This is a genomic window from Pseudonocardia sp. ICBG1293 (assembly GCF_020131355.1).
Taxonomy (GTDB): domain Bacteria; phylum Actinomycetota; class Actinomycetes; order Mycobacteriales; family Pseudonocardiaceae; genus Pseudonocardia.
This window is the reverse complement of record NZ_JAHLEL010000053.1, coordinates 61,833-82,900: the sequence shown is the minus strand read 5'-3', so window position 1 is coordinate 82,900 and position 21,068 is coordinate 61,833. Positions and strand designations below refer to the sequence as shown.

The window sequence follows — 21,068 nt, the reverse complement described above, 5'->3', positions numbered from 1 at the left end:
GCCCCGTCAGAGGAGAGGACCGTTGAGGATCTACCTCCCCGCGACCTGGCCGATGCTGGCCCGCACCGTGAAGACCGGGAACTTCGAGCCGCTGGGCGGTACCGCGTTCGCGCTCACCCCGAAGCTGCGCGAGTCCTACACCGCGGGCGACGACGAGGAGCTCGAGTACGCCGCGATGAACGAGGCGGCGCGGGCGTCGCTGCGGCTGCTGGCGGTCGAGTTCGGGCTGGGCGAGGACGACACCCCCGCCCGCCGGGTCGTGGTGTCCGCCGACACCGACGACGTCACCCTGCGCCCCGACCTGGACGACGGCGCGGTGCGGGTGACGGGCCCGGTGCCGGTCTCGAAGATCGCGGCCGTGCACGTGGACCTGCCCGAGGCCGAGCACGCGGTCCGCGAGGCCGCGGGCGCGGTCGACAAGGCGGACCTGGGCGACATGGACGCCGAGTTCCTCGTCGGCGAGGCCGAGGACCACGAGCTGGCCTGGTACGACGGCACCGAGCTGCCGTTCCTCGTCGAGCTGGGCTGAGGCGCGCGACCCCCGGGCGGCTGTGCCGGACACCCCGGCACGGTCCGGGGCGTCAGGCCGGGTCGTCGAACACCGGGGCCCGTCGCTCCAGCCGCGCCGCGACGGCCTCCCGCTGGTTCGGGCTCGCGATGAGCGCGCCGATCTCGGCCTGCTCGGCGGCGAGCTGATCGGCGGGCGGCCGGGTCGCCGCGAGCAGCCGCTTGGCCGCACGGACGGCGTGCGGGCTGCGGGCGGCGATCTCGCGCGCGGTGGCCAGCGCGGCGGCCCGCGGGTCCTCGGCGGTCCGGGTCGCCAGCCCCAGCGCGCCGGCCTCGGTGCCGGACACCGTGCGCCCGGTGAACGTCAGGTCCCTGGCGACGTCGCGTCCCACCAGGTCCGGCAGCAGCAGCGTGCCACCCATGTCGGGGACCAGCCCCCACACGATCTCCAGCACCGACAATGTCGCGTCCGGCGCGACGATCCGCAGGTCCGTACCCAGGGCGATCTGCAGACCGCCGCCGAGCGCGTGCCCCTGCACGGCGGCGATCACCGGCACCGGGAGCTCGGTCCAGGCGTACGCGGCGCGCTGGCCGGTCGCGTGGGCGGGCGAGCCGTCGGGGACCGCGGGCAGCTCCGCGGTGGCGGAGAGCCGCTCGCCGGCGCCCATCGCGCGGAACATGTCCCGGTCGAGCCCGGCACAGAAATCCGGGCCCTCGGCCGACAGCACCACGGCGCGGACGTCCGTGCGCTCGCGCAGGGCGTGGGCGGCGTGCACGATCGCGGTGAACTGGGCGACGTCGAGGGCGTTGCGGCGCTCCGGGCGGGTCAGCCGCACCTCGGCGACGCCGTCGTCCACGGTGGTCCGGACACGCTCGCTCATGCACCGGACCGTAACCCGGATCGGAGGCCGGTATGGCGTTCGTCGCGCCGCAGCTGCACGAGGTGACCCGCGGGCTCGCGTTCCCGGAGGGGCCGGTCGCGCTGTCCGACGGGTCGGTGCTCGTCGTCGAGATCGCGGCCGGGCGGCTCACCCGGGTACTGCCCGACGGCACCCACGTCACCGTCGCCGGGACCGGCGGGGGGCCGAACGGCGCCGCGATCGGCCCGGACGGCGCGGTCTACGTCTGCGACAACGGCGGGTTCACCTGGCACACCCGGCCCGACGGCACCGTGTTCCCCGGTGACCAGCCCGAGGACTACCGCGGCGGCGCGATCCTGCGTGTCGACCCCGGGACCGGGGAGTCCTCCGTGCTGTACGACGGTCTGCGGGGCCCGAACGACATCGTCTTCGCCGCCGACGGGACGTTCTGGTTCACCGACCTCGGCAAGCGCCGCCCCCGGGAGCTCGACCTCGGCGGTCTCCACCACGCGCGCCCGGACGGCTCGGCCCGCACCGAGGTCGTGCACCCGCTGATGACCCCGAACGGCGTCGGTCTGTCCCCGGACGGGTCACGGCTCTACGTCGCCGAGACCGCCACCGGCCGGGTCTGGTGCTGGGCGGTCACCGGCCCCGGCGAGCTCGGCACGCCGCCGGAGCTGCCCGGCCCGTCCGGTCCCGGCGGCGCCCGGCTGCTGCACGGCTTCGCCGGGTACCGCAACCTCGACTCGCTCGCCGTCGACGGTGACGGGAACGTCTGCGTCGCCACCCTGGTGACCGGCGAGGTCAGCGTGCTGTCCCCGGCGGGGGAGCTGCTCGGCACCGTCGCGCCGCCCGAGCACGACCCGCACGTCACCAACATCTGCTTCGCCGGTGCGGGCTCGCGCGACGCGTGGGTCACCTCGTCCGGACGGGGGCGGCTCTACCGCTGCACCTGGCCCGTCGACGGTCTGGACCTCGCGTTCCGGCGGTGACGCTCAGCCGCGGACCGGCGGCTCGATCGTGATCGGGGCACCCCAGCCGTCGTAGCGGACCAGCACGTCCAGGGCGGCTCCGTCGGGCATCTGCTGGCGGACCCGGGTGCGCAGCGGCCTGCGCTCGGCATCGACCCAGATCTCGGCGCTCAGCCGGGTCAGCCCGGCCTGCTGCTGGGCCTGCAGCGCGGCGCGGCGGGGCGGGTCGGTCTCGCTCGCGACGGCCCGCACCAGGTCCACGACCAGCGTGTAGTGCACGGCCGGGGTGCCGTCGACGGCGTCGTCGGCGGCGTCGGCGACGAGCACCGCGTCCGGGTAGCGGGCCACCGACCCCAGCGGGTCGACGCCGGCGGCGACGTTCGCGGCGAGCGTCGCGTGGGTCGTCTGGTCCGGGGGCAGCGGTACCCGCCCGGCCTCGCCCCAGCCGCCGTCGCCGGGGCGCAGCCAGGTGCGGCCGCCGACCCGGATGACCTCGGTGCTGCGGGCGACCGTGCCCGACGGCCCGGAGCGCAGCAGCAGCCGCACCGCGGGCGCGTCCCCGGCCTGGTCGACCCGCAGGGCACCGTCCCCGGTCACCGGGACCGGGGTGCCGTCCCGGGTCAGGGTGCCCGCGACCGACAGCGTCGAGCCGCCGTCGAGCCGGGTGCGCGCCCGGACGTCGGTGACCAGGGGGGCCGGGTCGTAGTACTTGGGCAGCGCCGCCGGTGCGGTGGCGGCAGGCCCGGGGGTGTCGCCGAAGGAGCCGGACCAGGCGCAGCCGGACAGCCCGGGCACCAGCACCGCCGCGCACAGCAGCAGCGTCGTCGCACGCCGTCCCGGCACTACCCGCTCCCCGGCCGTCGTCGTGGTGGTCAGAACCTGTCGCCCGCCAGCGCCACCAGCACACGGCGCAGCGCCCCGAGTCTGCCTCCTCCGAGGGCACCGGAGGCGACCAGGTCGTCCAGTGCGCACTCCGGGTCGGCGGGCGGCCCGAGGTGCCCGCAGCCGCGCGGGCAGTTCTCGATCGCGTCGGCGAGGTCGCCGAACGCGGCGACGACGTCGTCCGCGCCGACGTGCGCGAGCCCGAACGAGCGCACCCCCGGGGTGTCGACGACCCAGCCGTCGGCGTGCGGGAACGCCAGCGCCGCGGTGGTCGTGTGCCGCCCCTTCCCGACACCCGAGACCCGCCCGATGGCCTGGGTCGCGGCCGGGACGATCGCGTTGACCAGGGTGGACTTTCCGACGCCGGAGTGCCCGACCAGCGCGCACAGCCGCCCGGACAGCTCCGCGCGCAGCGCGTCGAGCCCGGACGGCGGTCCGGACTCCGAACGCCCGGTCACCAGCACCGGCACCCCGAGCTCGCGGTACTGCGCGGCGAACGGCTCGGGGTCGGCGAGGTCGGACTTGGTGAGGCACAGCACCGGCTGCAGGCCGCCGGCGAAGGCCGCGACCAGGCACCGGTCGACGAACCCGCTGCGGGGCACCGGGTCGGCGACGGCGGTGACCACGATCAGCCGCTGCGCGTTCGCGACGACGATCCGCTCGTAGGGGTCGGTGTCGTCGGCGGTGCGGCGGAGCACGGTGTCGCGCTCGGCGACCCGCACGATCCGGGCCAGGGTGTCCGGCTCGCCGGACAGGTCCCCGACGAGGTCCACCCGGTCGCCGACGACGACCGGTGTGCGCCCCAGCTCGCGGGCCCGCATGGCCACGACCTGGGGGAGGCCGGGATCGGCGTCGACCGCGCAGGTCCAGCGGCCCCGGTCGACGGCGGTGACCATCGCCCGGGTCGCGTCGGCGTGGGCGGGCCGGCGCTTGCTGCGCGGACGGCTGCCGCGCCGCCCGGGCCGGACACGGACGTCGGACTCGTCGAGCCTGCTGATGTCGCGGGGCATGTCAGTTCCCGACCAGCGCCGCCCACCGCCCGGGGAAGTCCGGGATGGTCTTGTCGGTGCTGGCCACGTCGTCGATCTCGACGCCCGGCACGACCAGCCCGATGATCGCGCCCGCGGTCGCCATCCGGTGGTCGGCGTAGGCGCCCCACGGCCGGTCCGACCGTCCGGTGAGCGGCTTCGGTTCGATGACCAGGCCGTCCTCGGTCTCGGTGACGGCGCCGCCGAGCGCGGTGATCTCGGTGGCGAGCGCGGCGAGCCGGTCGGTCTCGTGACCCCGCAGGTGCCCGATCCCGCGCAGCCGCGAGGTACCCGAGGCCAGCGCGGCGACCGCGGCGACGGTGGGGGCGAGCTCGCCCGCGTCGTGCAGGTCGACGTCGACACCGGCGAGCCGGTCCGGCCCGGCCACGGTGAGGCCGTCGGCGGTGTGGGTGACCGTGGCGCCGAACTGCTCCAGCACCGGCAGGACGTCGACGCCGGGCTGGGTGGTCCTGTCCGGCCAGCCGCGCACGGTGACCCGCCCGCCGGTCACGACGGCCGCGGCGAGGAACACCGAGGCGTTCGACAGGTCCGGCTCGACCGACCAGTCCCGCGCGGCGACCGGGCCGGGCTCGACCCGCCAGCGGTTCGGCTCGCCGTCGTCGACGACCACCCCGGCGGCGCGCAGCATCTCCACCGTCATCGCGATGTGCGGCAGCGACGGCAGCGGCTCCCCGTCGTGGACCACGGTCACGCCGCGCTCGAACAGCGACCCGGACAGCAGCAGCCCGGACACGAACTGCGACGACGCCGACGCGTCGATCGTCACCGCACCGCCCCGGACGGGGCCCCCGTCGAGGACGAAGGGCAGCGCCTCTCCGGACACCGTCGCCCCGAGGTCGCGCAGCGCGCCCAGCACGGTGCCCATCGGGCGCTCGCGGGCCCGCGGATCGCCGTCGAACCGGACCGCACCCGTCGCGGTCGCCGCGGCCGGCGGGACGAACCGCATCACCGTGCCGGCGAGCCCGCAGTCGACCTCGGCCGGGAACGCCGCCGTGCCCCCGCGCAGCCCGCCGTGCGCACCGATCCGCACGGTGTCGCCCTCGGCGGCGACCGGGACACCGAGCGAGGCCAGGGCGCCGGTCATCAGGGCGGTGTCGCGGGTGGGCGGTGCGCCGTCGACCCGGACGTCGCCGCCGGACAGGCCGGCGAGCAGCAGCGCGCGGTTGGTCACCGACTTCGACCCGGGGACGGTGACGGTGCCGGTCACCGGCGACCCGGGCGTGGGGGCGGTCCAGTTGCTCACGCCTCCATCCTTCCCCACGTGGGAGGATGGGATGCATGTGCGGCCGTTACGCCTCCACCAAGGCCCCCGCGGACCTGGCCGACGAGTTCCACGCGGTCGACGCGACGCAGGAGTCCTCGCAGCGTCCGGACTACAACGTGGCGCCGACCAAGGACATCACCGTGGTGGTCGAACGCCACCCCCGTGACGGGAGCGGCGAGCCCGACCGGGACACCACCGAGCGGTCGCTGCGCACCGTGCGGTGGGGGCTCGTGCCGTTCTGGGCGAAGGACCCCTCGGCGGGCGCGCGGATGGTGAACGCCCGGTCCGAGACGATCACCGAGAAGCCCGCGTTCCGGCGCGCGGCCGCGTCGCGGCGCTGCCTGTTCCCGATGGACGGCTGGTACGAGTGGCAGCGCCACGACGCCGTCCCGACGTCCCGGGGCGGGACGGGCAAGCCGACCAAGCAGCCCTACTTCACCCACTACGCCGACGGCGCCACGATGGCGATGGCGGGCATCTGGGAGTTCTGGCGCCCGAAGGGCGACGAGCTGACCGAGAAGTACCCCGACGGGCTCGTCACCGCCTGCGTGCTCACCACCGAGGCGGTCGGCCCGCTGGCCCAGGTGCACGACCGGATGCCGTTGGTGCTGCGCCCCGACGACTGGTCGGACTGGCTCGACCCGGACCGCGGCACCGGCGACGAGGGGGTCGCCCGGCTGCTGGTCCCGCCGTCGCCGGAGCTCGTCTCGACCCTGGACATCCGGCCGGTGTCGTCACAGGTCAACAACGTCCGCAACAACGCGCCCGAGCTGCTCGACCGGCTCCCCGACGACCAGGTCACCGAGCCGATCCAGCTCGACCTGCTGTCGTGACCTCGGCCCGCGAGGTCGACACCCCGCGCGGCCCGGCCCGGGTGACCCTGCACCGGGCGGGCACCCCGCGCGGGCTGCTGCTCGGGCACGGCGCGGGTGGCGGCATCGACGCCCCCGACCTGGTCACCGCCACCGCTGCGGGCACCGCCGCCGGGTTCGACGTCGGGCTGGTCGAGCAGCCCTACCGGGTCGCGGGCCGGCGGGCGCCCGCCCCGGCCGGGCACCTCGACGAGGCGTGGCTCGCCGTCGTCGCGGCGGTGCGGCCCGGCCACGACGGCCCGCTGGTCGTCGGCGGCCGCAGCTCCGGAGCCCGCGTCGCGTGCCGCACGGCGACGACGGCCGGGGCGACCGCGGTGCTGTGCCTGGCCTTCCCGCTGCACCCCCCGGGCCGCCCGGAGCGGACCCGGGCCCCCGAGCTCGACGGGGCCGGGGTGCCGGTGCTCGTGGTGCAGGGTCGCAGCGACCGGTTCGGCGTGCCGGCCGAGGGGCCCGGCCGGCGGGTGGTGCTGCTCGACGGCGACCACGGGCTGAAGAAGCAGCACGACGTGCTCGGCGCGACCGTAGGGCAGTGGCTCGGCACCGTCTAACGGGCACCCGGCCCGGCCCGCAGCAGCTCGGCCAGCTCGGCCGCGGGCCGCGGTGACCCGAGGTGCCAGCCCTGGCCGATGTCGCAGCCCAGGTCGTACAGCCGGCGCGCCTGCCAGCCGGTCTCCACCGACTCCGCGACGACGGTCAGCCCCAGCGTGTGGGCGAGCTCGATCATCGCCGAGAGGATGACCGGGCTGTCGACGTCCACCGGGCCCTGGTCGTCGGGGTCCTCCTCACCGGGACAGGGGCCGCCCCGCCCGGTGACGAACGACCCGGCCAGCTTGAGCACGTCCACCGGCAGCCGGTGCAGGTAGACCAGGTTCGAGTAGCCGGTGCCGAAGTCGTCGATGGCGATGCGCACCCCGAGCCTCGACAGCTCCTCCAGCGCCTCGACCGGGCGCCCGGTGGCCGACATGAGGTCGCTCTCGGTGAGCTCCAGCTGCAGCGACGACGCCGGCCACCCGGTCCGCTCCAGCACGTCGACGATCCGGGTGACGGCGTCGGGCCTGCGCAGCTGCTGGCCCGCCACGTTCACGCTGAGCACCAGCCCCGGGTCGGCACCCGTGTCCACCCAGGAGCGGGCGGCGGTGCAGGCCTGTTCCAGCAGGTGCAGGCCGAGCGGCACGATCAGACCGGTCTGCTCGGCCAGCGGGATGAACACGTCGGGGCCGAGCCGCTCGCCGTCCGCGGTGCGCCAGCGTGCCAGCGCCTCCACCCCGACGACGGCGCCGTCGTCGAGCGCCACCAGCGGCTGGAACTCCAGGTGGAACTCACCGCGGTCCAGCGCGCCCGGCATCCGGCCGGCCAGTTCGAACAGGTGCACGTCGTTCGCGTGCCGGGCCGGGTCGAACACCGCGATGCGGTCCCGGCCGTCGCGCTTGGCCCAGTACATCGTGGTGTCCGCGGCCTGCATGAGCGTGGCCGCGCCCGCGGGTTCGGCCACGTCCGCGCCGGTGGCGGCGCCCGCCGGGTCGCGGAACGGGAGGGCGACGATCCCGATGCTGGCCGACACCACGACGTCGCGGCCGCGCACCCGGACCGGCCGCCGCACCACCGCCAGTGCCCGGTCGGCGACCGCGGTCAGCTGGTCGACGCCGGTGCACCGCTCCACGAGCACCACGAACTCGTCGCCGCCCATCCGGGCGACGGTGTGCCCGGCCGGGCGGAGCTCGGCGTCGAGGCGGTGCGCGACGGTCCGCAGGAGCTGGTCCCCCGCGTCGTGGCCGAGGGTGTCGTTGACGGCCTTGAAGCCGTCCAGGTCGAGGTAGCAGACCCCCACCGGGGCCGGTGACCCGTACGGGCCGGCGAGCGCGGACTCGAGCCGGGCGAAGAACAGCGCCCGGTTCGGCAGCCCGGTGAGCGGGTCGTGCTCGGCCTGGTGGCGCAGGCGCGACTGCAGGCGGCGCCGCTCGGTGACGTCGGAGACCATCGCGACGAGGTAGCGGGGCTCCCCGTCGGGGGAACGGACCAGCGACACGGTCAGCTCGGTCCACACCTGGTCGCCGTCGGCCCGGAAGTAGGACTTCTCCATGCGGACGTGCCCGACCCGCCCGGCGAGCATGGCCTCGATCTGCGGCCACATCTCCGGGGTGTCCTCGGGATGGATGAACTCGAACACCGAGCGGCCGACGAGATCGCCCGGCCCGTAGCCGAGGATCGTGGTCAGCGTGCGGTTGGCCTCCAGGATGCGGCCCTCGATGTCGGCGACGCTGATGCCGAGCACCGCGCTCTCGAAGACCACCCGGTAGCGGGCCTCGGACCGCCAGCGGGCGTCCTCGGCGGCGGCGCGTGCGTCGAACGCGGCGGAGCTGATCCGTTCCTGCTCCAGCCGGGTGCGGTCGCGCAGCGTCCGCGCGTAGCCGGTCGACAGTGCCCCGACCGCGGTGGTCCAGCGACGCAGCCCGGCCGGGTCGCCGACGGTCCCGGCGAAGTGCGCGGACAGCACGTCGATCGAGCAGCGCAGGGCGGCCGGGTCGGTGAGGTGGGCGGCGACCAGCTCGGCGCCGACCTCCTCGGCCATCGCCTCCTCCGCCCGTCGACGACGGCGGTGAACCACCAGGCCGCTCCGGAGAGCACCGCGTGGAGGTCGGCGCGGGCGGCGGAGACGAAGCCGCGGGCCTCGATGGCGCGTACCCAGGCGTCGGCCAGCACCGCCGGTCCCGGCTCCCGCCCACCGGGCGGGAAGGGGACGGGTTTCGCCACGACGGCCCTCCCTCCCACTGTCAGATGCCGGGCCATCCGGCGTGACGGGCGACGGCGGCGAGCCCGGGGTAGCGCTGCGCCTCGGGTCCCACCGGGGACTCCGGGCGCCAGAGCGGGATCCGCACGACACCGGGCTCGACGAGCTCCAGGTCGCTCAACAGTGCCGCGACCTCCTCGGTGTCGCGCATCCGCATCCGGTTCGGGGACCTGTCCCTGTTGTAGAGGTTCTGGGCCCGGCTCGCACCGGAGAGGCCGCCCTCGTCACTCGCGTGGCTGACGACGACGTGGCTCCCGGGACCGGTCGCGCCCGCGTAGGCGGCGATGATCCCGGCCGGGTCCGCCTCGTCCGGCACGAAGTGCAGCACGGACACCAGCAGCACGGCCACCGGCCGGGACAGGTCGAGGTGGCTGCGGGTCAGCGGGTCGTCGAGGACACGTCGCGCGTCGGTCAGGTCGGCGGCGAGGACGGCCGTCGACGGGTCGCCGTCGAGCAGCGCGCGGCTGTGCGCGACGGCGATCGGGTCGTTGTCGACGTAGAGCACCCGCGCGTCGTCGCAGGCCGTCGCCGCGACCTCGTGCACGTTGCCCACCGTCGGGATGCCCGACCCGAGGTCGAGGAACTGGCGGATCCCGTGTTCGCAGAGCCGGTGCACGACCCGGCGCAGGAACGCCCGGTTGGCCTGCGCGACCGCCGCCATCTCGGGCAGGGCCTCCAGGACCCGGTCGGCGAAGGCCCGGTCGGCCTCGAAGTTGTGCGACCCGCCCAGGTAGTAGTCGTAGACCCGGGCGACGCTCGGGCTGGTCATGTCCACCTCGTCGGGCGCCCATGCCGGTCGGTCCACGTCTGCTCCCCGCCGCTCGTCCCGGTCCGTGCCGACGGTGCTCGGCTGCCGTCGGTGATCGACCCTACTGGGGCGGGGCCCGAGCCGGCCCCGTCCGTGGGATCCCGACCGTCAGCCGGTCGCAATGGGTGCGACGACGGCGCCGGTGAGCGCCACCAGGTCCGCCGGGGCGAGCTCGATCTCCAGACCCCGTCGTCCGCCGGAGCAGAACACCGTCGGGTGGTCCTGCGCCGAGGCGTCCAGCACGGTCGGCAGCCGCTTGCGCTGGCCCAGCGGGGAGATGCCGCCCGCCACGTAGCCGGTGGTCCGCTCGGCGTCGGCGACGTCGGCCATGACGGCCTTCTTCCCGCCCGCGGCGGCGGCCAGCGCCTTGAGGTCCAGCTGGGCCGACACCGGTACGACGCCGACGGTCATGGTCCCGTCGACGAGCGCGACGAGGGTCTTGAACACCCGTCGCGGGTCCTGCCCCATGACGGCGGCGGCCTCCTCGCCGTAGCCCGCCCCGTCGTGGTGGGTGTAGGTGTGCAGCTCGTGCGCCACGCCGCGCTTCGCCAGCAGCGCCGTCGCCGGGGTGCCCCTGCCCGCCATGGTCGTCCTCCCGTACCCGTCCCCGGGGCCGTGCCCCGGGTGCCGACGGGAACCTACGGGAATGCCCTCCGGTGGCGCACCGTTGTTCCGTACGTGACGACATCAGTGATGGAGAGGCCCGGGGCCGCGCCGCCGGACGGCCGGGAGCGGCCGGGGCGCGTACCCTCCGACGCGTCCGCCGTGCCGGTGACCCGCACCGGTGCGCGACTCGTGTCACTGGAGAGGGAACCTTTGTCAGTACAGCCGGATCAGCCGGACCAGCCGGGGACGGATGCGGCAGGGACCGATCCCGCGGAGCTCGCCGCCCGGGTCGGTGTGGCCGACGCCGACGGCAACCGCGCGCCCGACGACGAGAGCGTCTCCGACCGCACGGCCCGCTTCGAGCGCGACGCGATGCCGCTGCTCGACCAGCTCTACGGCGCGGCGCTGCGCATGACCCGGAACCCGGCCGACGCCGAGGACCTGGTGCAGGAGACCTTCCTGAAGGCGTACTCGGCGTTCGGGTCGTTCCGCCGCGGCACCAACCTCAAGGCGTGGCTGTACCGGATCCTGACCAACACCTACATCAACGGGTACCGCAAGCGGCAGCGTCAGCCCCTGCAGTCGCCGACCGACGAGATCACCGACTACCAGCTGGCCCAGGCCGGTGAGCACAGCTCGACCGGCCTGCGCTCGGCCGAGGTGGAGGCCCTCGACGCGCTGCCCGACAGCGACGTCAAGGAGGCCCTGCAGGGTCTGCCCGAGGACTTCCGCATGGCGGTCTACCTCGCCGACGTCGAGGGGTTCGCCTACAAGGAGATCGCCGAGATCATGGGCACCCCGATCGGCACCGTGATGTCGCGGCTGCACCGGGGCAGGCGTCAGCTGCGCGACATGCTGACCGACGTCGCCCGCGAGCGCGGCTTCGTCCGCGATGGCGCCGCCAACGGGACAGGGGACCGGGAGGTGACGGCATCGTGAGCGCCGCCGAGGGCTCGGGCGCACCGCTCGAGCGCAACCCCATGATCCAGGACCCGCCCGCGAACACCGGATGCAGCGAGGTGCTGGCGGAGGTGTGGCTGTTCCTCGACCACGAGTGCGACCAGGAGCGGCGCCGCCTGCTCCAGCAGCACCTCGACGAGTGCGGCCCGTGCCTGGCCGAGTACGGCATCGACGAGAAGCTCAAGGCACTGCTGGCCCGCAAGTGCGGCGGTGAGGCGGCCCCGGCCGCTCTCAAGGACCGGCTGCGGTCGCAGATCCGTTCCGCGGTGCTGGAACAGGCCCAGGTGACCGTCGAGAGCGGTCCCGAGGGCACCAGCGTCTCGGTGTCCCACCAGCGCACGGAGTACCGCTCCGGCAGCTGAGCGACCGGCGTACGCGAGAGGGCGGGTACCCCACCGGGGTGCCCGCCCTCTCGCGTCGGTGTCGCCGAGCTCAGCAGTTCGGCTTCTTGCCGTGGTTGGCGCCCTTCTTGGCGCGGTCACGGCGCTTGCGTGCACGCTTGGACATCTCGACCCTCCTTCCCGTCCGGGTCACGGTTCCGCGGCGTTGCCGCGGGAGCTTCGTACGCACGATTCTCGCATGTGGTGGGATGGGCGATCGTGACCACGCTGAGCGAGCTGCTCGCCGAGCACACGACGATGGACGGCGAGACCGCCGATCACCTCCAGCGCGTGGTCGGTGAGTGGCAGTTGTTGGCCGACATGTCCTTCGCCGACTTCCTGCTGTGGGTGCCGCTGGACGACCTCCACACGGGGACGGGCGGAGCCTCCCGGGCGGCGACCGCGCAGTTCCTGTGCGTCGCCCAGGCCCGGCCGACCACCGCACCGACCGCCCACCCGGACGACGTCGTCGGCCGCCGGGCCGTGCCGGTGGAGGTCGGGCAGCTGCGCCGGGCGGTGCTGGAGGGCCGGATCTGCCGCGACGACGACCCGCGCTGGCACCTGGAGGTGCCGGTCCGCCGGGAGACCATCCCGGTCCGGTTCAAGGGGCGCACCGTGGCGGTGCTGTCGCGGGACACGAACCTGTCGACGCCCCGGGTGCCGTCGCCGCTGGAGATCGCCTACCTGGGCAGTGCGTCGGACCTGTGCCAGATGATCGTCGACGGGACGTTCCCGCCGCAGTCCGGTCCGCCCGGGTCGGCCGAGGGCAGCCCGCGGGCCGGGGACGGTCTGGTGCGTCTGGACGTGCACGGCAACGTCGCCTACGCGAGCCCGAACGCGCTCTCGGCCTACCACCGCATGGGGCACGCCAGCGACGTCGCAGGCGCCGACCTCGCGACGGTCACCAAGGCCCTCGTGCTGGACCCGTTCGACGCGAAGGACGTCGCCGGCCGGATCAACGAGGCCCTCGACGGCGCCCCGTCCACCCGGATGGAGATCAAGGGCCGCCGGGCGACGATGCTCGTGCGCGCGCTGCCGCTGCGCCCCCGCGGCGACGCGGCGGGGGCCCTCGTGCTGGTCCGCGACGTGACCGACCTGCGTCGCCGGGACGCGGCGCTGATGAGCAAGGACGCCACCATCCGGGAGATCCACCACCGGGTGAAGAACAACCTGCAGACGGTCGCGGCCCTGCTGCGGATGCAGGCCCGGCGCAGTGAGAACCCGGAGGCCGGCCGGGCACTGGAGGAGTCGGTCCGCCGGGTCACCTCGATCGCACTGGTCCACGAGGCGCTGGCCTACTCCGTCGCCGAGGTCGTGGAGCTCGACGAGCTGCTGCCCAAGGTGCTGCCCGCGATCCGCGACGGGGCGACGACCGAGTCCCGCTCCCGGGTGCGCGTCGACCCCGGGTTCGGGGCGTTGCCCGCGGCGAAGGCCACCCCGCTGGTGCTGGTCCTGGCCGAGCTGACCCACAACGCGCTGGCGCACGCCTACGACCCCGGCACGGCGGGGGAGGTGGTCGTCAGCCCGGTGCGCTCGGCGAGCCGGCTGGAGGTGTCGGTGGCCGACGACGGCCACGGCATGCCCGCCGACTTCGACTTCGAGAAGTCCAAGGGGCTGGGGCTGCAGATCGTGCGGACCCTGCTGACCTCGGAGCTGGAGGCCACCATCGACGTGCGGGCCCGGGACGGCGGTGGCACGGTCGCCGTGGTCCGGGTACCGCTCGGCGGATCCTGACCCCACCCGGGCCCGTGGGGCAGCTCGCGTCGCCCCACCGGCCGCGGGAGCGGCTCCGGGAGCAACGGGCGAGGGGGCCCGCGAGGCAACGGCTCGGGCCCCCGTCGTCCCCGGGCGGTTGCTGCGGTGCGGCGGGTGACCGGTCCCGGTCACTCCCGGTGACCCGGGGCGTGGACGGGGGGCCGGAGGGCACCGGATACGCTCGTCGCGTGACCGTTGATCCCGGTGCCGTGGTCGCGCCGGCACCGTGGTCGACCCTCACGCCGGGGTGGCAGATCACCCCGAACGCACCTCGGGCCCGTGGCCGGTGGCGTCCGGCTACGGGCCCGAGGTCGGGGAGCTACTTCTTCAGTTCTCTCGAGTACCGCTTCGAGTACTGCACAGATCTACTGCGACGGTTCCCGCTGTCGCAGCGGTCCGGGCTCGTGCCCGGGCTGTCTACGCGGTGCGAGCGCGCGGACGAGTGCTGCGCCGCTTCAGGGCGCGCCGCTCGTCCTCGCTCATGCCGCCCCAGACACCCGCGTCCTGGCCGGACTCGAGTGCCCACTGCAGGCACGACTCGGTGACCGGGCAACGCCGGCACACGCTCTTGGCCTCCGCGATCTGCATCAGGGCAGGGCCGCTGGTGCCGACCGGGAAGAACAGCTCCGGGTCCTCGTCGCGGCAGATCGCGTCGTGACGCCAGTCCATGATCACTTTCTCCTCTGGTGCGCGATCGGGGTCGCGCCGATCGTCTGTGCGCTTGGTGTTACGTGCATGTTTCGCAGCTTGTGAATACTTTCACGAGCTGCCGCGGTCCTCAATGGGAAACTGCTCGCAGATGCGTGAGCACCCTCATAGGGAACGCACGCAGACAGACCAGTGCCCGGGACTTCGAGCCGCCCTGGGCCGGTTCCACGATCCAGTGTCCCTGTCCCACTCGGAATCGGCCACCCGAAAACGGTGTCGACCCGGACACCCCTCACAGGAGGGGGTCGGCCCGGTGGGACGGAACCTCCACGAGCGGCGTTGCTCGTGGCCTCGCTTGCGTAGGGACCACCTTGGATCACCGGTTTGGCCTGGTGTAAGCCCCAACGGGACCGACGGTCCGCTCACATCGGTGAATGGCGGGGTTGCTCACTCCGGCGTGTGTGAGCGCCCGCACGGGGCGCGACGAACCGTCCGTCTCACACGACGACGCGTAACGCTCCGGGCACGCTGAGGAATTCCACATCGGTGCGCATTCCGAGGTGGTCGCCGTCGAGCTGCAGGGCGAGGGGCTGGTCCGAGCTGATCCGCACCCGGCCGACGGCGTCGTGGCGCACGATGTGCCGCCCGTGCGGGTCGCCGTCCGCGGACAGGATCTGGCGCAGCGTCGAGGCGATCGTCCGCGGTCCCAGCCCGGTGAGCGCGAACAGGCCCAGCCCGCTGCCGAACGAGGAGCGGGGGTTGGTCCGTACCGCGCGGCCGGACAGGAAGGTCCACGGGTCGGTGTTGGAGACGAACGCCAGCCGCACCCCGGGCAGCGGGGCCGCGTCCGGCAGCTCCACCGTCATCGACGGCGGCCGGCGCAGCTGTGCGAGGTACTGGGCGATCGCGGTCAGCGCGTAGCGACCGGGGCTGGCCTCGTGCCCCTGCGCGCGGGCGCGCTCTACGGCGGCCACCACCTCGGCGTCCCAGCCCATCCCGGCGTTGAAGGTGAACCAGCGGTCGTCGGCCCAGCCGAGGCCGACCAGCCGCCGTCGCCGCTGCGCCAGCGCGGTGAGCACGTGCCCGGTCGCCTCGACCGGGTCGCGCGGCATGTCCAGGGCACGGGCGAACACGTTCGCCGAGCCGCCGGGGACCACCGCCAGCATCGCCGTGGCGTCCGGGTCCGGCCGCGGGGCGCCGCTGCCCGAGCCGGTCTGTGCGGCCAGCAGCCCGTTCACGACCTCGTTCACCGTGCCGTCGCCCCCGAGCGCGACGACGAGCTCGACGCCGTCCGCCACGGCCGCCGCGGTCGCCTCCGCCGCGTGGCCCCGGTAGCGGGTCTGCAGGACGTCGAGCTTCAGCTCGCTGGCCAGGGCCTTGGTGAGCACGTCCCGGCCGGCGGCGGTGGTGGACGTGGCCTGAGGGTTGACCACGAGCATCGCGCGCACGGGCCGACTGTATCGACCGCGCACCGGCCGGTCCGTCGGCCGCCCGGCGGCGCCCCCCGTGGCGGGCGTCCTATCCTCGGCGGGTGGCCGATGACCGCGACGACCGCCCCGCGACGCGGGAACGACCGCCGGAGAACGTGCGGGTGGCCGGTGTGCTCGTCGCTGCCGAGGGAGCCGTCGGTGCGGTCCTCGCGGTCGTGCTGGGCGTGCGCGCCCTGGAGGCCGGGGGAGCCCGGCTCTACTACGGGCTGGCCGAGGCGGGCATCTTCGTGGTCCTGGCGGCCGCCGTGGCGGGCGTGGGGTACGGCCTGGTCCGCGGGGTGCACGGCTGCCGCACCCCGGCGATCGTCGTGCAGCTGCTGCTGTTCCCGGCCATCTACTACGCCCTGGGCCCCAGCCGTCAGCTGCTGTGGGGCATCGTCTGCGGGCTGTTCGTGCTGTTCACGTTCCTGATGCTGATCAGCGAACAGGCCCGGCGCTGGTCGATGGGCGACGAGTACCCCGACGACTAGCGGCCCGCGGTGTCCCGCCCGGCCAGCGCGGTCAGCCGGTCGCCGGTGAGCCGGTAGGTCGTCCAGCCGTCGTGGGGTGCGGCCCCGATCGCGTCGTAGAAACCGATCGCCGGGGTGTTCCAGTCCAGGACGTCCCACTCCAGGCGGGCCCAGCCGCGCCGGGTGACCTCCGCGGCCAACGCGGCCAGCAGCGCCGCACCGTGCCCGCCGCCGCGGGCCCCGGGCCGGACGTAGAGGTCCTCCAGGTGGATCCCGGCGACGCCCTCCCAGGTGGAGAACGTGCGGAACCAGATGGCCGTGCCGACGACCGTGCCGTCGTCGTCGACGGCCACGAACGCCCCGGCCGACGGGTCCGGGCCGAACAGCGCGGCCCGTAGCTGGTCCTCGGTCAGACCGCACTCGTGCGCGGCCTTCTCGTAGTCGGCCAGCTCGTGCACGAGCCGGACCATCACCGGGACGTCGTCGGGGGTGGCCGTGCGGACGCTCACCGGTCCTCCGCGGGGGTGGGTCGCTGGTTGACGTGGTCGAGGCGGGGCACCCCGCGTTCGAACCCCAGCACGCTGACCCCGGCCGGGTCCACACGGAAGTGCACCCCACCACTCGCGGGCAACCCGATCCAGCGGGCCGTCAGCACCCGGGAGAAGTGGCCGTGCCCCACCAGGACGACGTCGCCGTGGTCGAGCAGGGCCCGTGCGTCGCCCAGCACGGCGTCGGCCCGCGCCGCGACGTCGTCGGGGGTCTCGCCGCCGGGCCACGGGCCGTCCCAGATCGTCCAGCCGGGTAGGGACCCGCGGATCTGCGGCGTGGTCCAGCCCTCGTTGTCGCCGTAGTCCCACTCGGCGAGCCGGTCGTCGACCGCGTCCACCCGCAGCCCGGCCAGCTCGGCGGTGTCCCTCGCGCGCGTGCGCGGGGAGCACAGCACCCGGGCGGGCGGGGCGTCGTGGCGGACCAGGGCCAGCGCGTCGCGCACCCGGCGGGCGGCGTCGCGGCCCTCGTCGGTCAGCGGGACGTCGGTGCGGCCGGTGTGCTTCCCGGTGCGCGACCACTCGGTCTCGCCGTGGCGCAGCAGGAGGATCCGTCCGTCCGGATCGGCGTTGGTGCTCACGGGCGGCGACGCTAGTCGCGGACGCTCCGGGACGCTCGCGGTGATCACGTCGCCCGGTCGGGTCGGATCCGTCCCCGACCGGGGAGTCCGCCGGGCGCGCCGTACCCGCAGCGTGGCCGGGTCGGGTGAGATCCGTGGCGGACCACGAGCCGAGGAGCGTCATGTCGTCGCAGTTCTCCCGCCGCCCCGCACGGCGACGCATCGCCGGGATCGCCGCCGCGGCGGGCCTGGCGCTCACCGCGGCGCTCACCGCGCCCGTCGCCGCGGGCACCGCGGTGGCGGCACAGCCCGACCCGCAGGCGCAGGCGGGTGCGATCGGGCCGGGCGTGCAGGTCGCGACCCCGGTCACCGGTGGCGCCGAGCTCTGCACCGCGAACTTCCTCTACACCCCCGCCGCCGGGCAGGACGGCAGGCGGGACGAGCCCGGCGGGCGGGGGGCCGAGCACCAGAGCGCCCCCTCCGGTGCGCTCTACCTGGGCGCGGCCGCGCACTGCATGGCGGGCGAGGACGCCATGTCCTCGGTGGACGGCTGCCGCGAGCCGGTGATGCCCGAGGGCATCGAGGTCGGCATCCGCGGCCGCGACGGGCGGAACTACACCGGCCGGGTCGCCTACAACTCCTGGGCGGTCATGCAGGACCGCGGCGAGACCGACCCGCAGCTGTGCCTCTACAACGACCTCTCGCTGATCGAGCTGAGTCCGGCCGCGGCGGCGGTCGCCGACCCGACGGTCCCCGGCTTCGGCGGGCCGACCGGGCTCGACACCGACGGGACCGAGCAGGGGGAGAAGGTCTACAGCTTCCAGCCCAACCAGCTCGTGGCCACGCCGTACAAGCAGGGGCTGAGCCTGGGGCAGCCCGAGGGGCCGCGCACGCACGTCGTGCTCACCACCCCGCCGGGGGTCCCGGGTGACTCGGGCTCGGGCTACCTCGACGCCCGCGGCCGCGCCTTCGGGCTGCTGTCGAGCCTGATGCTGCCGACCAACACCAACGGGGTCACCGACATCGCCCGCGCGCTGGCCTACGCCGAGCGCTACGGCGAGGTCGGCGCGCTGGAGGTCGTCCCCGGGCGGGTCCCGTTCAGTCCCGGGGTGCTGCCGCTGACCGAGCTGCCGACCGGCCCCTCGCTGCTCCCGCTCCCGCTGCCCGACCTCACCCCGGCCCCGCTGCGCTGACCCGGCACACGGCTCCTGGGACGGGCGTGCGGTGATCCGTACGCCCGTCATGTGCGGGTGGCCACTCCGGACGCGCCGGGTGACCGGTTCCCGGCGTCCACCCGGTTAGACTCGGCGACAGATCCGACAGCTCGTCCCGGCGCGGCGCCCCTATCCCGGCGCGGCGCGCGGGATGGCCGTCCGGCACCGCGAGCAGGTCGACGTCAACCCGCGACGCCCGGTGCAACGGCAGGCGCGTCCGTGCGCCGCTCTCGTACCGCACCACCCGTGGAGTCTTCCCATGACGCTCGCCCAGGACCCGACCGCGCGTTCCGCCCCCGACCGGCACGAGGTGTTCGGCGCACACGAGGGCGGCAAGCTCGCGACCGGGCTCACCGCGCCGCTCGCCGACGAGCGCGACCTGTCGATCGCCTACACCCCCGGCGTCGCGGACGTCTGCCGCGCGATCGCCGACGACACCTCGCTCGCCGCCCGCTACACCTGGGCGCACCGGCTGGTCGCCGTCGTCAGCGACGGCACCGCGGTGCTCGGCCTCGGCGACATCGGCCCGCGCGCGTCGCTGCCGGTGATGGAGGGCAAGTCGGCGCTGTTCAAGTCCTTCGCCGGGCTCGACTCGATCCCGCTGGTCCTCGACACCACCGACGTCGAGGAGATCGTGGAGACCCTGGTCCGGCTGCGGCCGACCTTCGGCGCGGTCAACCTCGAGGACGTCGCCGCGCCGCGCTGCTTCGAGCTGGAGCGCCGTCTGGTCGAGGCCCTGGACTGCCCGGTCATGCACGACGACCAGCACGGCACCGCCGTGGTGCTGCTCGCGGCCCTGGACGGCGCCTGCCGGGTGCAGGACCGGTCGCTGGCGGACCTGCGCATCGTCATCTCCGGTGCGGGTGCGGCCGGCATCGCCTGCGCCCGGATCCTGCTGACCGCGGGGGCCTCGGACGTCGTGCTGCTGGACTCGCGCGGGGTCGTCGACGCCGGCCGCGGCGGGGAGAAGGCCGCACTCGCCGCCGTCACCAACCCGCGCGGGGTCACCGGGGGGGTGTCTCTATGGGTTCGTCAAGCGGCGGCGAGTTCTGGATCGGGGTTGTTGACCGTGGGCGGGTTGTAGGGGCGGCGGTCGCGGAGCATGGCGTAGATGACGTCGGTGCGGCGTCGGGCGAGGCAGATCAGGGCGGCGTTGTGTCGTTTGCCGGCGGCTCGTTTGCGGTCGTAGTAGGCGCGGCTGGCGGGGTCGGCCAGGGCGGCGAATGCGGACAGGAACAGCGCGGATTTCAGGGCGTGGTTGCCGCGCTGGGATCGGGTTTCGCCTTTGATCGAGGTGCCGGAGCGGCGGGTGACTGGGGCGAGGCCGGCGTAAGCGGCGAGGTGCCCGGCGGTGGGGAACCCGGAGCCGTCGCCGACGATGGTGAGGATCTTGATGGCGGTCCTGACCCCGAGTCCGGGCATCGAGGTCAGGACCGGTCCAAGAGGGTGGGCCTCCAGGCGGGCTTCGAGCTCGTCGGCGAGCTGGTCGCGTTCGGTGTGGACCTGGCGCAGCTGCCCGGCGACGCCGGTGATGACACGGGCGAACGCGGCCGTGCCGGGAACGGTCAGGCTCTGGGCGTCGAGCGAGGTCAGGATCTGGGCGGGAAGGGTGCGGGCCAGTCGAGGCGACCGGGCCCGCATCGTCTCGGCGATCCCGTCAGCGCCGAGCTCTCGCAGGGCTTGCGGGGTGGGCGCGGCCGCGAGCAGGTCGAGCACGCCACCGCGGTCCAGGCGTGGCCCGAGCAGGCGTTCCAGGGCGGGATGAACATGCAGCAGGGCGTCGCGCAGCCGGTTCGTCAGCCGGGTGCTCTGCCCAGCCAGGTCATCGTCGTAACCGGCGAGCACAGTGAGTTCGGCGAGGGTCTCGTCGTCGGTGCCGACCCGGCGCAGGGTGTGCGGCATCGTCCGGGCGGCCTCGGCGATCACGTGGGCGTCGCGGGCGTCGGTCTTGGCCTGCCCGGGATGCAGGTCGGCGATGCGGCGCATCGCCAGCCCGGGCAGGTAGGCCACCGTGATCCCCAGATCACGAGCGACGGCGATGGCCAGCGCTCCGATCGAGGCGGGCTGGTCGATGACCATCAGCACCGCGCCGTGCTCGGCCAGCCCGGACAGCACGGTGCGCAGCGCCGATTCGTCGTTGGGCAGGGCCTTGTCGTGCACCCGCTTCCCGTTGGTGTCGACCGCGCAGGCGTGGTGTTCGGACTTGCCCACGTCCAGGCCGCAGAACACCGCGAACCCGGTCGGGTGCTGGTCAGGATCGGGCAACCGCCGCTCCCTTCTCGTCGCGGCAGGCCGACCACGAGCACCCGCGCCGGCAGCCACGTTACGAGCAGACCACACGGGTCAGGTCTCTATCAGCGGTCGTTGGCGCCCTCCGGCCACGGCGACAACACCCCCCAGATCATCGGGCGACAGGGGCAGTCAGTCATACCGCGGCCGGCGGCCTGCAAGCCCTCAGCG

The 21,068-nt window shown here is 74.7% G+C and carries 22 protein-coding genes and 1 pseudogene; 10 read left to right on the top strand and 13 right to left on the bottom strand.

The features are described from left to right. Window positions 1-22 precede the first annotated feature (22 nt). The gene (locus tag KPF47_RS29225; RefSeq protein ID WP_178376077.1) at window positions 23-529 is read left to right on the top strand and encodes a hypothetical protein; all 507 of its coding nucleotides are present in this window, start codon (window positions 23-25) and stop codon (window positions 527-529) included. 52 nt (window positions 530-581) lie between these two features. Here the strand turns inward: KPF47_RS29225 and KPF47_RS29220 are convergent, their stop codons facing one another. Continuing rightward, complete coding sequence (locus KPF47_RS29220; RefSeq protein WP_224392032.1) at window positions 582-1,388, bottom strand: crotonase/enoyl-CoA hydratase family protein; 807 nt, start codon at window positions 1,386-1,388, stop codon at window positions 582-584. Between the two features lie 32 nt (window positions 1,389-1,420). Between KPF47_RS29220 and KPF47_RS29215 the strand changes: the two genes are divergently transcribed. Further along, a complete protein-coding gene (locus KPF47_RS29215) occupies window positions 1,421-2,359 on the top strand; it encodes an SMP-30/gluconolactonase/LRE family protein (protein ID WP_224392031.1) in 939 nt (312 codons plus the stop codon). 3 nt (window positions 2,360-2,362) lie between these two features. On the opposite strand, the gene KPF47_RS29210 is transcribed toward KPF47_RS29215, so the two are convergent. From KPF47_RS29210 to aroA, 3 genes are read right to left on the bottom strand one after another with little or no spacing between them, the layout of a single operon-like run. Further along, window positions 2,363-3,181 (bottom strand): hypothetical protein, encoded by an 819-nt coding sequence (locus KPF47_RS29210; protein ID WP_224392030.1) that lies wholly within the window; start codon window positions 3,179-3,181, stop codon window positions 2,363-2,365. Window positions 3,182-3,210: 29 nt separating this feature from the next. Continuing rightward, complete coding sequence (gene rsgA / locus KPF47_RS29205; RefSeq protein ID WP_224392029.1) at window positions 3,211-4,230, bottom strand: ribosome small subunit-dependent GTPase A; 1,020 nt, start codon at window positions 4,228-4,230, stop codon at window positions 3,211-3,213. Between the two features lies 1 nt (window position 4,231). Continuing rightward, window positions 4,232-5,512: a 3-phosphoshikimate 1-carboxyvinyltransferase gene (gene aroA / locus KPF47_RS29200; protein WP_224392028.1), complete on the bottom strand. Its 1,281-nt coding sequence runs from the start codon at window positions 5,510-5,512 to the stop codon at window positions 4,232-4,234. Between the two features lie 35 nt (window positions 5,513-5,547). Between aroA and KPF47_RS29195 the strand changes: the two genes are divergently transcribed. Beyond that, window positions 5,548-6,366, top strand: a complete 819-nt coding sequence (locus KPF47_RS29195) for an SOS response-associated peptidase (protein ID WP_224392027.1) — start codon at window positions 5,548-5,550, stop codon at window positions 6,364-6,366. Beyond that, window positions 6,363-6,953 (top strand): alpha/beta family hydrolase, encoded by a 591-nt coding sequence (locus tag KPF47_RS29190; protein WP_224392026.1) that lies wholly within the window; start codon window positions 6,363-6,365, stop codon window positions 6,951-6,953. Before KPF47_RS29195 ends, KPF47_RS29190 begins: the two co-directional genes overlap by 4 nt. On the opposite strand, the gene KPF47_RS29185 is transcribed toward KPF47_RS29190, so the two are convergent. The 3 genes from KPF47_RS29185 to ybaK all read right to left on the bottom strand — a co-directional run bounded on the left by KPF47_RS29185 (window position 6,950) and on the right by ybaK (window position 10,586). After that, on the bottom strand, window positions 6,950-8,974 hold the full coding sequence (locus tag KPF47_RS29185) for a bifunctional diguanylate cyclase/phosphodiesterase (RefSeq protein ID WP_224392025.1): 2,025 nt from the start codon (window positions 8,972-8,974) through the stop codon (window positions 6,950-6,952). The genes KPF47_RS29190 and KPF47_RS29185 overlap by 4 nt on opposite strands. 202 nt (window positions 8,975-9,176) lie before the next feature. Further along, window positions 9,177-9,998: an SAM-dependent methyltransferase gene (locus tag KPF47_RS29180; protein ID WP_224392024.1), complete on the bottom strand. Its 822-nt coding sequence runs from the start codon at window positions 9,996-9,998 to the stop codon at window positions 9,177-9,179. A 111-nt stretch (window positions 9,999-10,109) separates the two neighbouring features. After that, window positions 10,110-10,586: a Cys-tRNA(Pro) deacylase gene (gene ybaK, locus KPF47_RS29175; RefSeq protein WP_224392023.1), complete on the bottom strand. Its 477-nt coding sequence runs from the start codon at window positions 10,584-10,586 to the stop codon at window positions 10,110-10,112. Window positions 10,587-10,901: 315 nt separating this feature from the next. Here ybaK and KPF47_RS29170 point away from each other — a divergent pair, with 315 nt between their 5' ends. Next, the gene (locus KPF47_RS29170) at window positions 10,902-11,546 is read left to right on the top strand and encodes a sigma-70 family RNA polymerase sigma factor (RefSeq protein ID WP_224392267.1); all 645 of its coding nucleotides are present in this window, start codon (window positions 10,902-10,904) and stop codon (window positions 11,544-11,546) included. A 41-nt stretch (window positions 11,547-11,587) separates the two neighbouring features. Continuing rightward, window positions 11,588-11,929, top strand: coding sequence for a mycothiol system anti-sigma-R factor (gene rsrA, locus KPF47_RS29165; RefSeq protein ID WP_224392266.1), 342 nt, complete (start codon window positions 11,588-11,590; stop codon window positions 11,927-11,929). A 70-nt stretch (window positions 11,930-11,999) separates the two neighbouring features. Here the strand turns inward: rsrA and KPF47_RS41150 are convergent, their stop codons facing one another. After that, window positions 12,000-12,074: a 50S ribosomal protein bL37 gene (locus tag KPF47_RS41150; RefSeq protein ID WP_369804880.1), complete on the bottom strand. Its 75-nt coding sequence runs from the start codon at window positions 12,072-12,074 to the stop codon at window positions 12,000-12,002. Window positions 12,075-12,166: 92 nt separating this feature from the next. On the opposite strand from KPF47_RS41150, the gene KPF47_RS29160 reads away from it, so the two are divergent. Continuing rightward, on the top strand, window positions 12,167-13,681 hold the full coding sequence (locus KPF47_RS29160) for a sensor histidine kinase (RefSeq protein WP_224392022.1): 1,515 nt from the start codon (window positions 12,167-12,169) through the stop codon (window positions 13,679-13,681). Between the two features lie 438 nt (window positions 13,682-14,119). On the opposite strand, the gene KPF47_RS29155 is transcribed toward KPF47_RS29160, so the two are convergent. Beyond that, on the bottom strand, window positions 14,120-14,371 hold the full coding sequence (locus KPF47_RS29155; RefSeq protein ID WP_043277332.1) for a WhiB family transcriptional regulator: 252 nt from the start codon (window positions 14,369-14,371) through the stop codon (window positions 14,120-14,122). A gap of 476 nt (window positions 14,372-14,847) precedes the next feature. Then, window positions 14,848-15,798, bottom strand: a complete 951-nt coding sequence (locus KPF47_RS29150) for a diacylglycerol kinase family protein (protein ID WP_224392021.1) — start codon at window positions 15,796-15,798, stop codon at window positions 14,848-14,850. Window positions 15,799-15,881: 83 nt separating this feature from the next. On the opposite strand from KPF47_RS29150, the gene KPF47_RS29145 reads away from it, so the two are divergent. After that, the gene (locus KPF47_RS29145; RefSeq protein WP_224392020.1) at window positions 15,882-16,310 is read left to right on the top strand and encodes a hypothetical protein; all 429 of its coding nucleotides are present in this window, start codon (window positions 15,882-15,884) and stop codon (window positions 16,308-16,310) included. On the opposite strand, the gene KPF47_RS29140 is transcribed toward KPF47_RS29145, so the two are convergent. Further along, a complete protein-coding gene (locus KPF47_RS29140; RefSeq protein WP_224392265.1) occupies window positions 16,307-16,759 on the bottom strand; it encodes a GNAT family N-acetyltransferase in 453 nt (150 codons plus the stop codon). The two genes, KPF47_RS29145 and KPF47_RS29140, sit on opposite strands and share 4 nt — an antisense overlap. Before the next feature lie 35 nt (window positions 16,760-16,794). Continuing rightward, window positions 16,795-17,415, bottom strand: a complete 621-nt coding sequence (locus KPF47_RS29135) for a histidine phosphatase family protein (RefSeq protein WP_224392019.1) — start codon at window positions 17,413-17,415, stop codon at window positions 16,795-16,797. 161 nt (window positions 17,416-17,576) lie between these two features. On the opposite strand from KPF47_RS29135, the gene KPF47_RS29130 reads away from it, so the two are divergent. Together KPF47_RS29130 and KPF47_RS29125 are read left to right on the top strand one after the other, a co-directional pair. After that, window positions 17,577-18,587, top strand: a complete 1,011-nt coding sequence (locus KPF47_RS29130; protein WP_224392018.1) for a serine protease — start codon at window positions 17,577-17,579, stop codon at window positions 18,585-18,587. A gap of 280 nt (window positions 18,588-18,867) precedes the next feature. After that, a pseudogene (locus tag KPF47_RS29125) lies at window positions 18,868-19,629 on the top strand (NADP-dependent malic enzyme); the annotation flags it as partial. Window positions 19,630-19,640: 11 nt separating this feature from the next. On the opposite strand, the gene KPF47_RS29120 reads toward KPF47_RS29125, so the two are convergent. After that, a complete protein-coding gene (locus tag KPF47_RS29120) occupies window positions 19,641-20,873 on the bottom strand; it encodes an IS110 family transposase (RefSeq protein WP_224386690.1) in 1,233 nt (410 codons plus the stop codon). Window positions 20,874-21,068: the final 195 nt, after the last annotated feature.

Bases quoted from the DNA above. Each gene is read 5' to 3' on its own strand.
- KPF47_RS29185 (WP_224392025.1), bottom strand. From the start codon at position 8,974: ATGGCCGAGGAGGTCGGCGCCGAGCTGGTCGCCGCCCACCTCACCGAC.
- rsgA (WP_224392029.1), bottom strand. From the start codon at position 4,230: ATGCCCCGCGACATCAGCAGGCTCGACGAGTCCGACGTCCGTGTCCGG.
- KPF47_RS29155 (WP_043277332.1), bottom strand. From the start codon at position 14,371: ATGGACTGGCGTCACGACGCGATCTGCCGCGACGAGGACCCGGAGCTG.
- rsrA (WP_224392266.1), top strand. From the start codon at position 11,588: ATGATCCAGGACCCGCCCGCGAACACCGGATGCAGCGAGGTGCTGGCG.
- ybaK (WP_224392023.1), bottom strand. From the start codon at position 10,586: ATGGCGGGCAGGGGCACCCCGGCGACGGCGCTGCTGGCGAAGCGCGGC.
- KPF47_RS29140 (WP_224392265.1), bottom strand. From the start codon at position 16,759: ATGGTCCGGCTCGTGCACGAGCTGGCCGACTACGAGAAGGCCGCGCAC.
- KPF47_RS29195 (WP_224392027.1), top strand. From the start codon at position 5,548: ATGTGCGGCCGTTACGCCTCCACCAAGGCCCCCGCGGACCTGGCCGAC.
- KPF47_RS29130 (WP_224392018.1), top strand. From the start codon at position 17,577: ATGTCGTCGCAGTTCTCCCGCCGCCCCGCACGGCGACGCATCGCCGGG.
- KPF47_RS29220 (WP_224392032.1), bottom strand. From the start codon at position 1,388: ATGAGCGAGCGTGTCCGGACCACCGTGGACGACGGCGTCGCCGAGGTG.
- KPF47_RS29215 (WP_224392031.1), top strand. From the start codon at position 1,421: ATGGCGTTCGTCGCGCCGCAGCTGCACGAGGTGACCCGCGGGCTCGCG.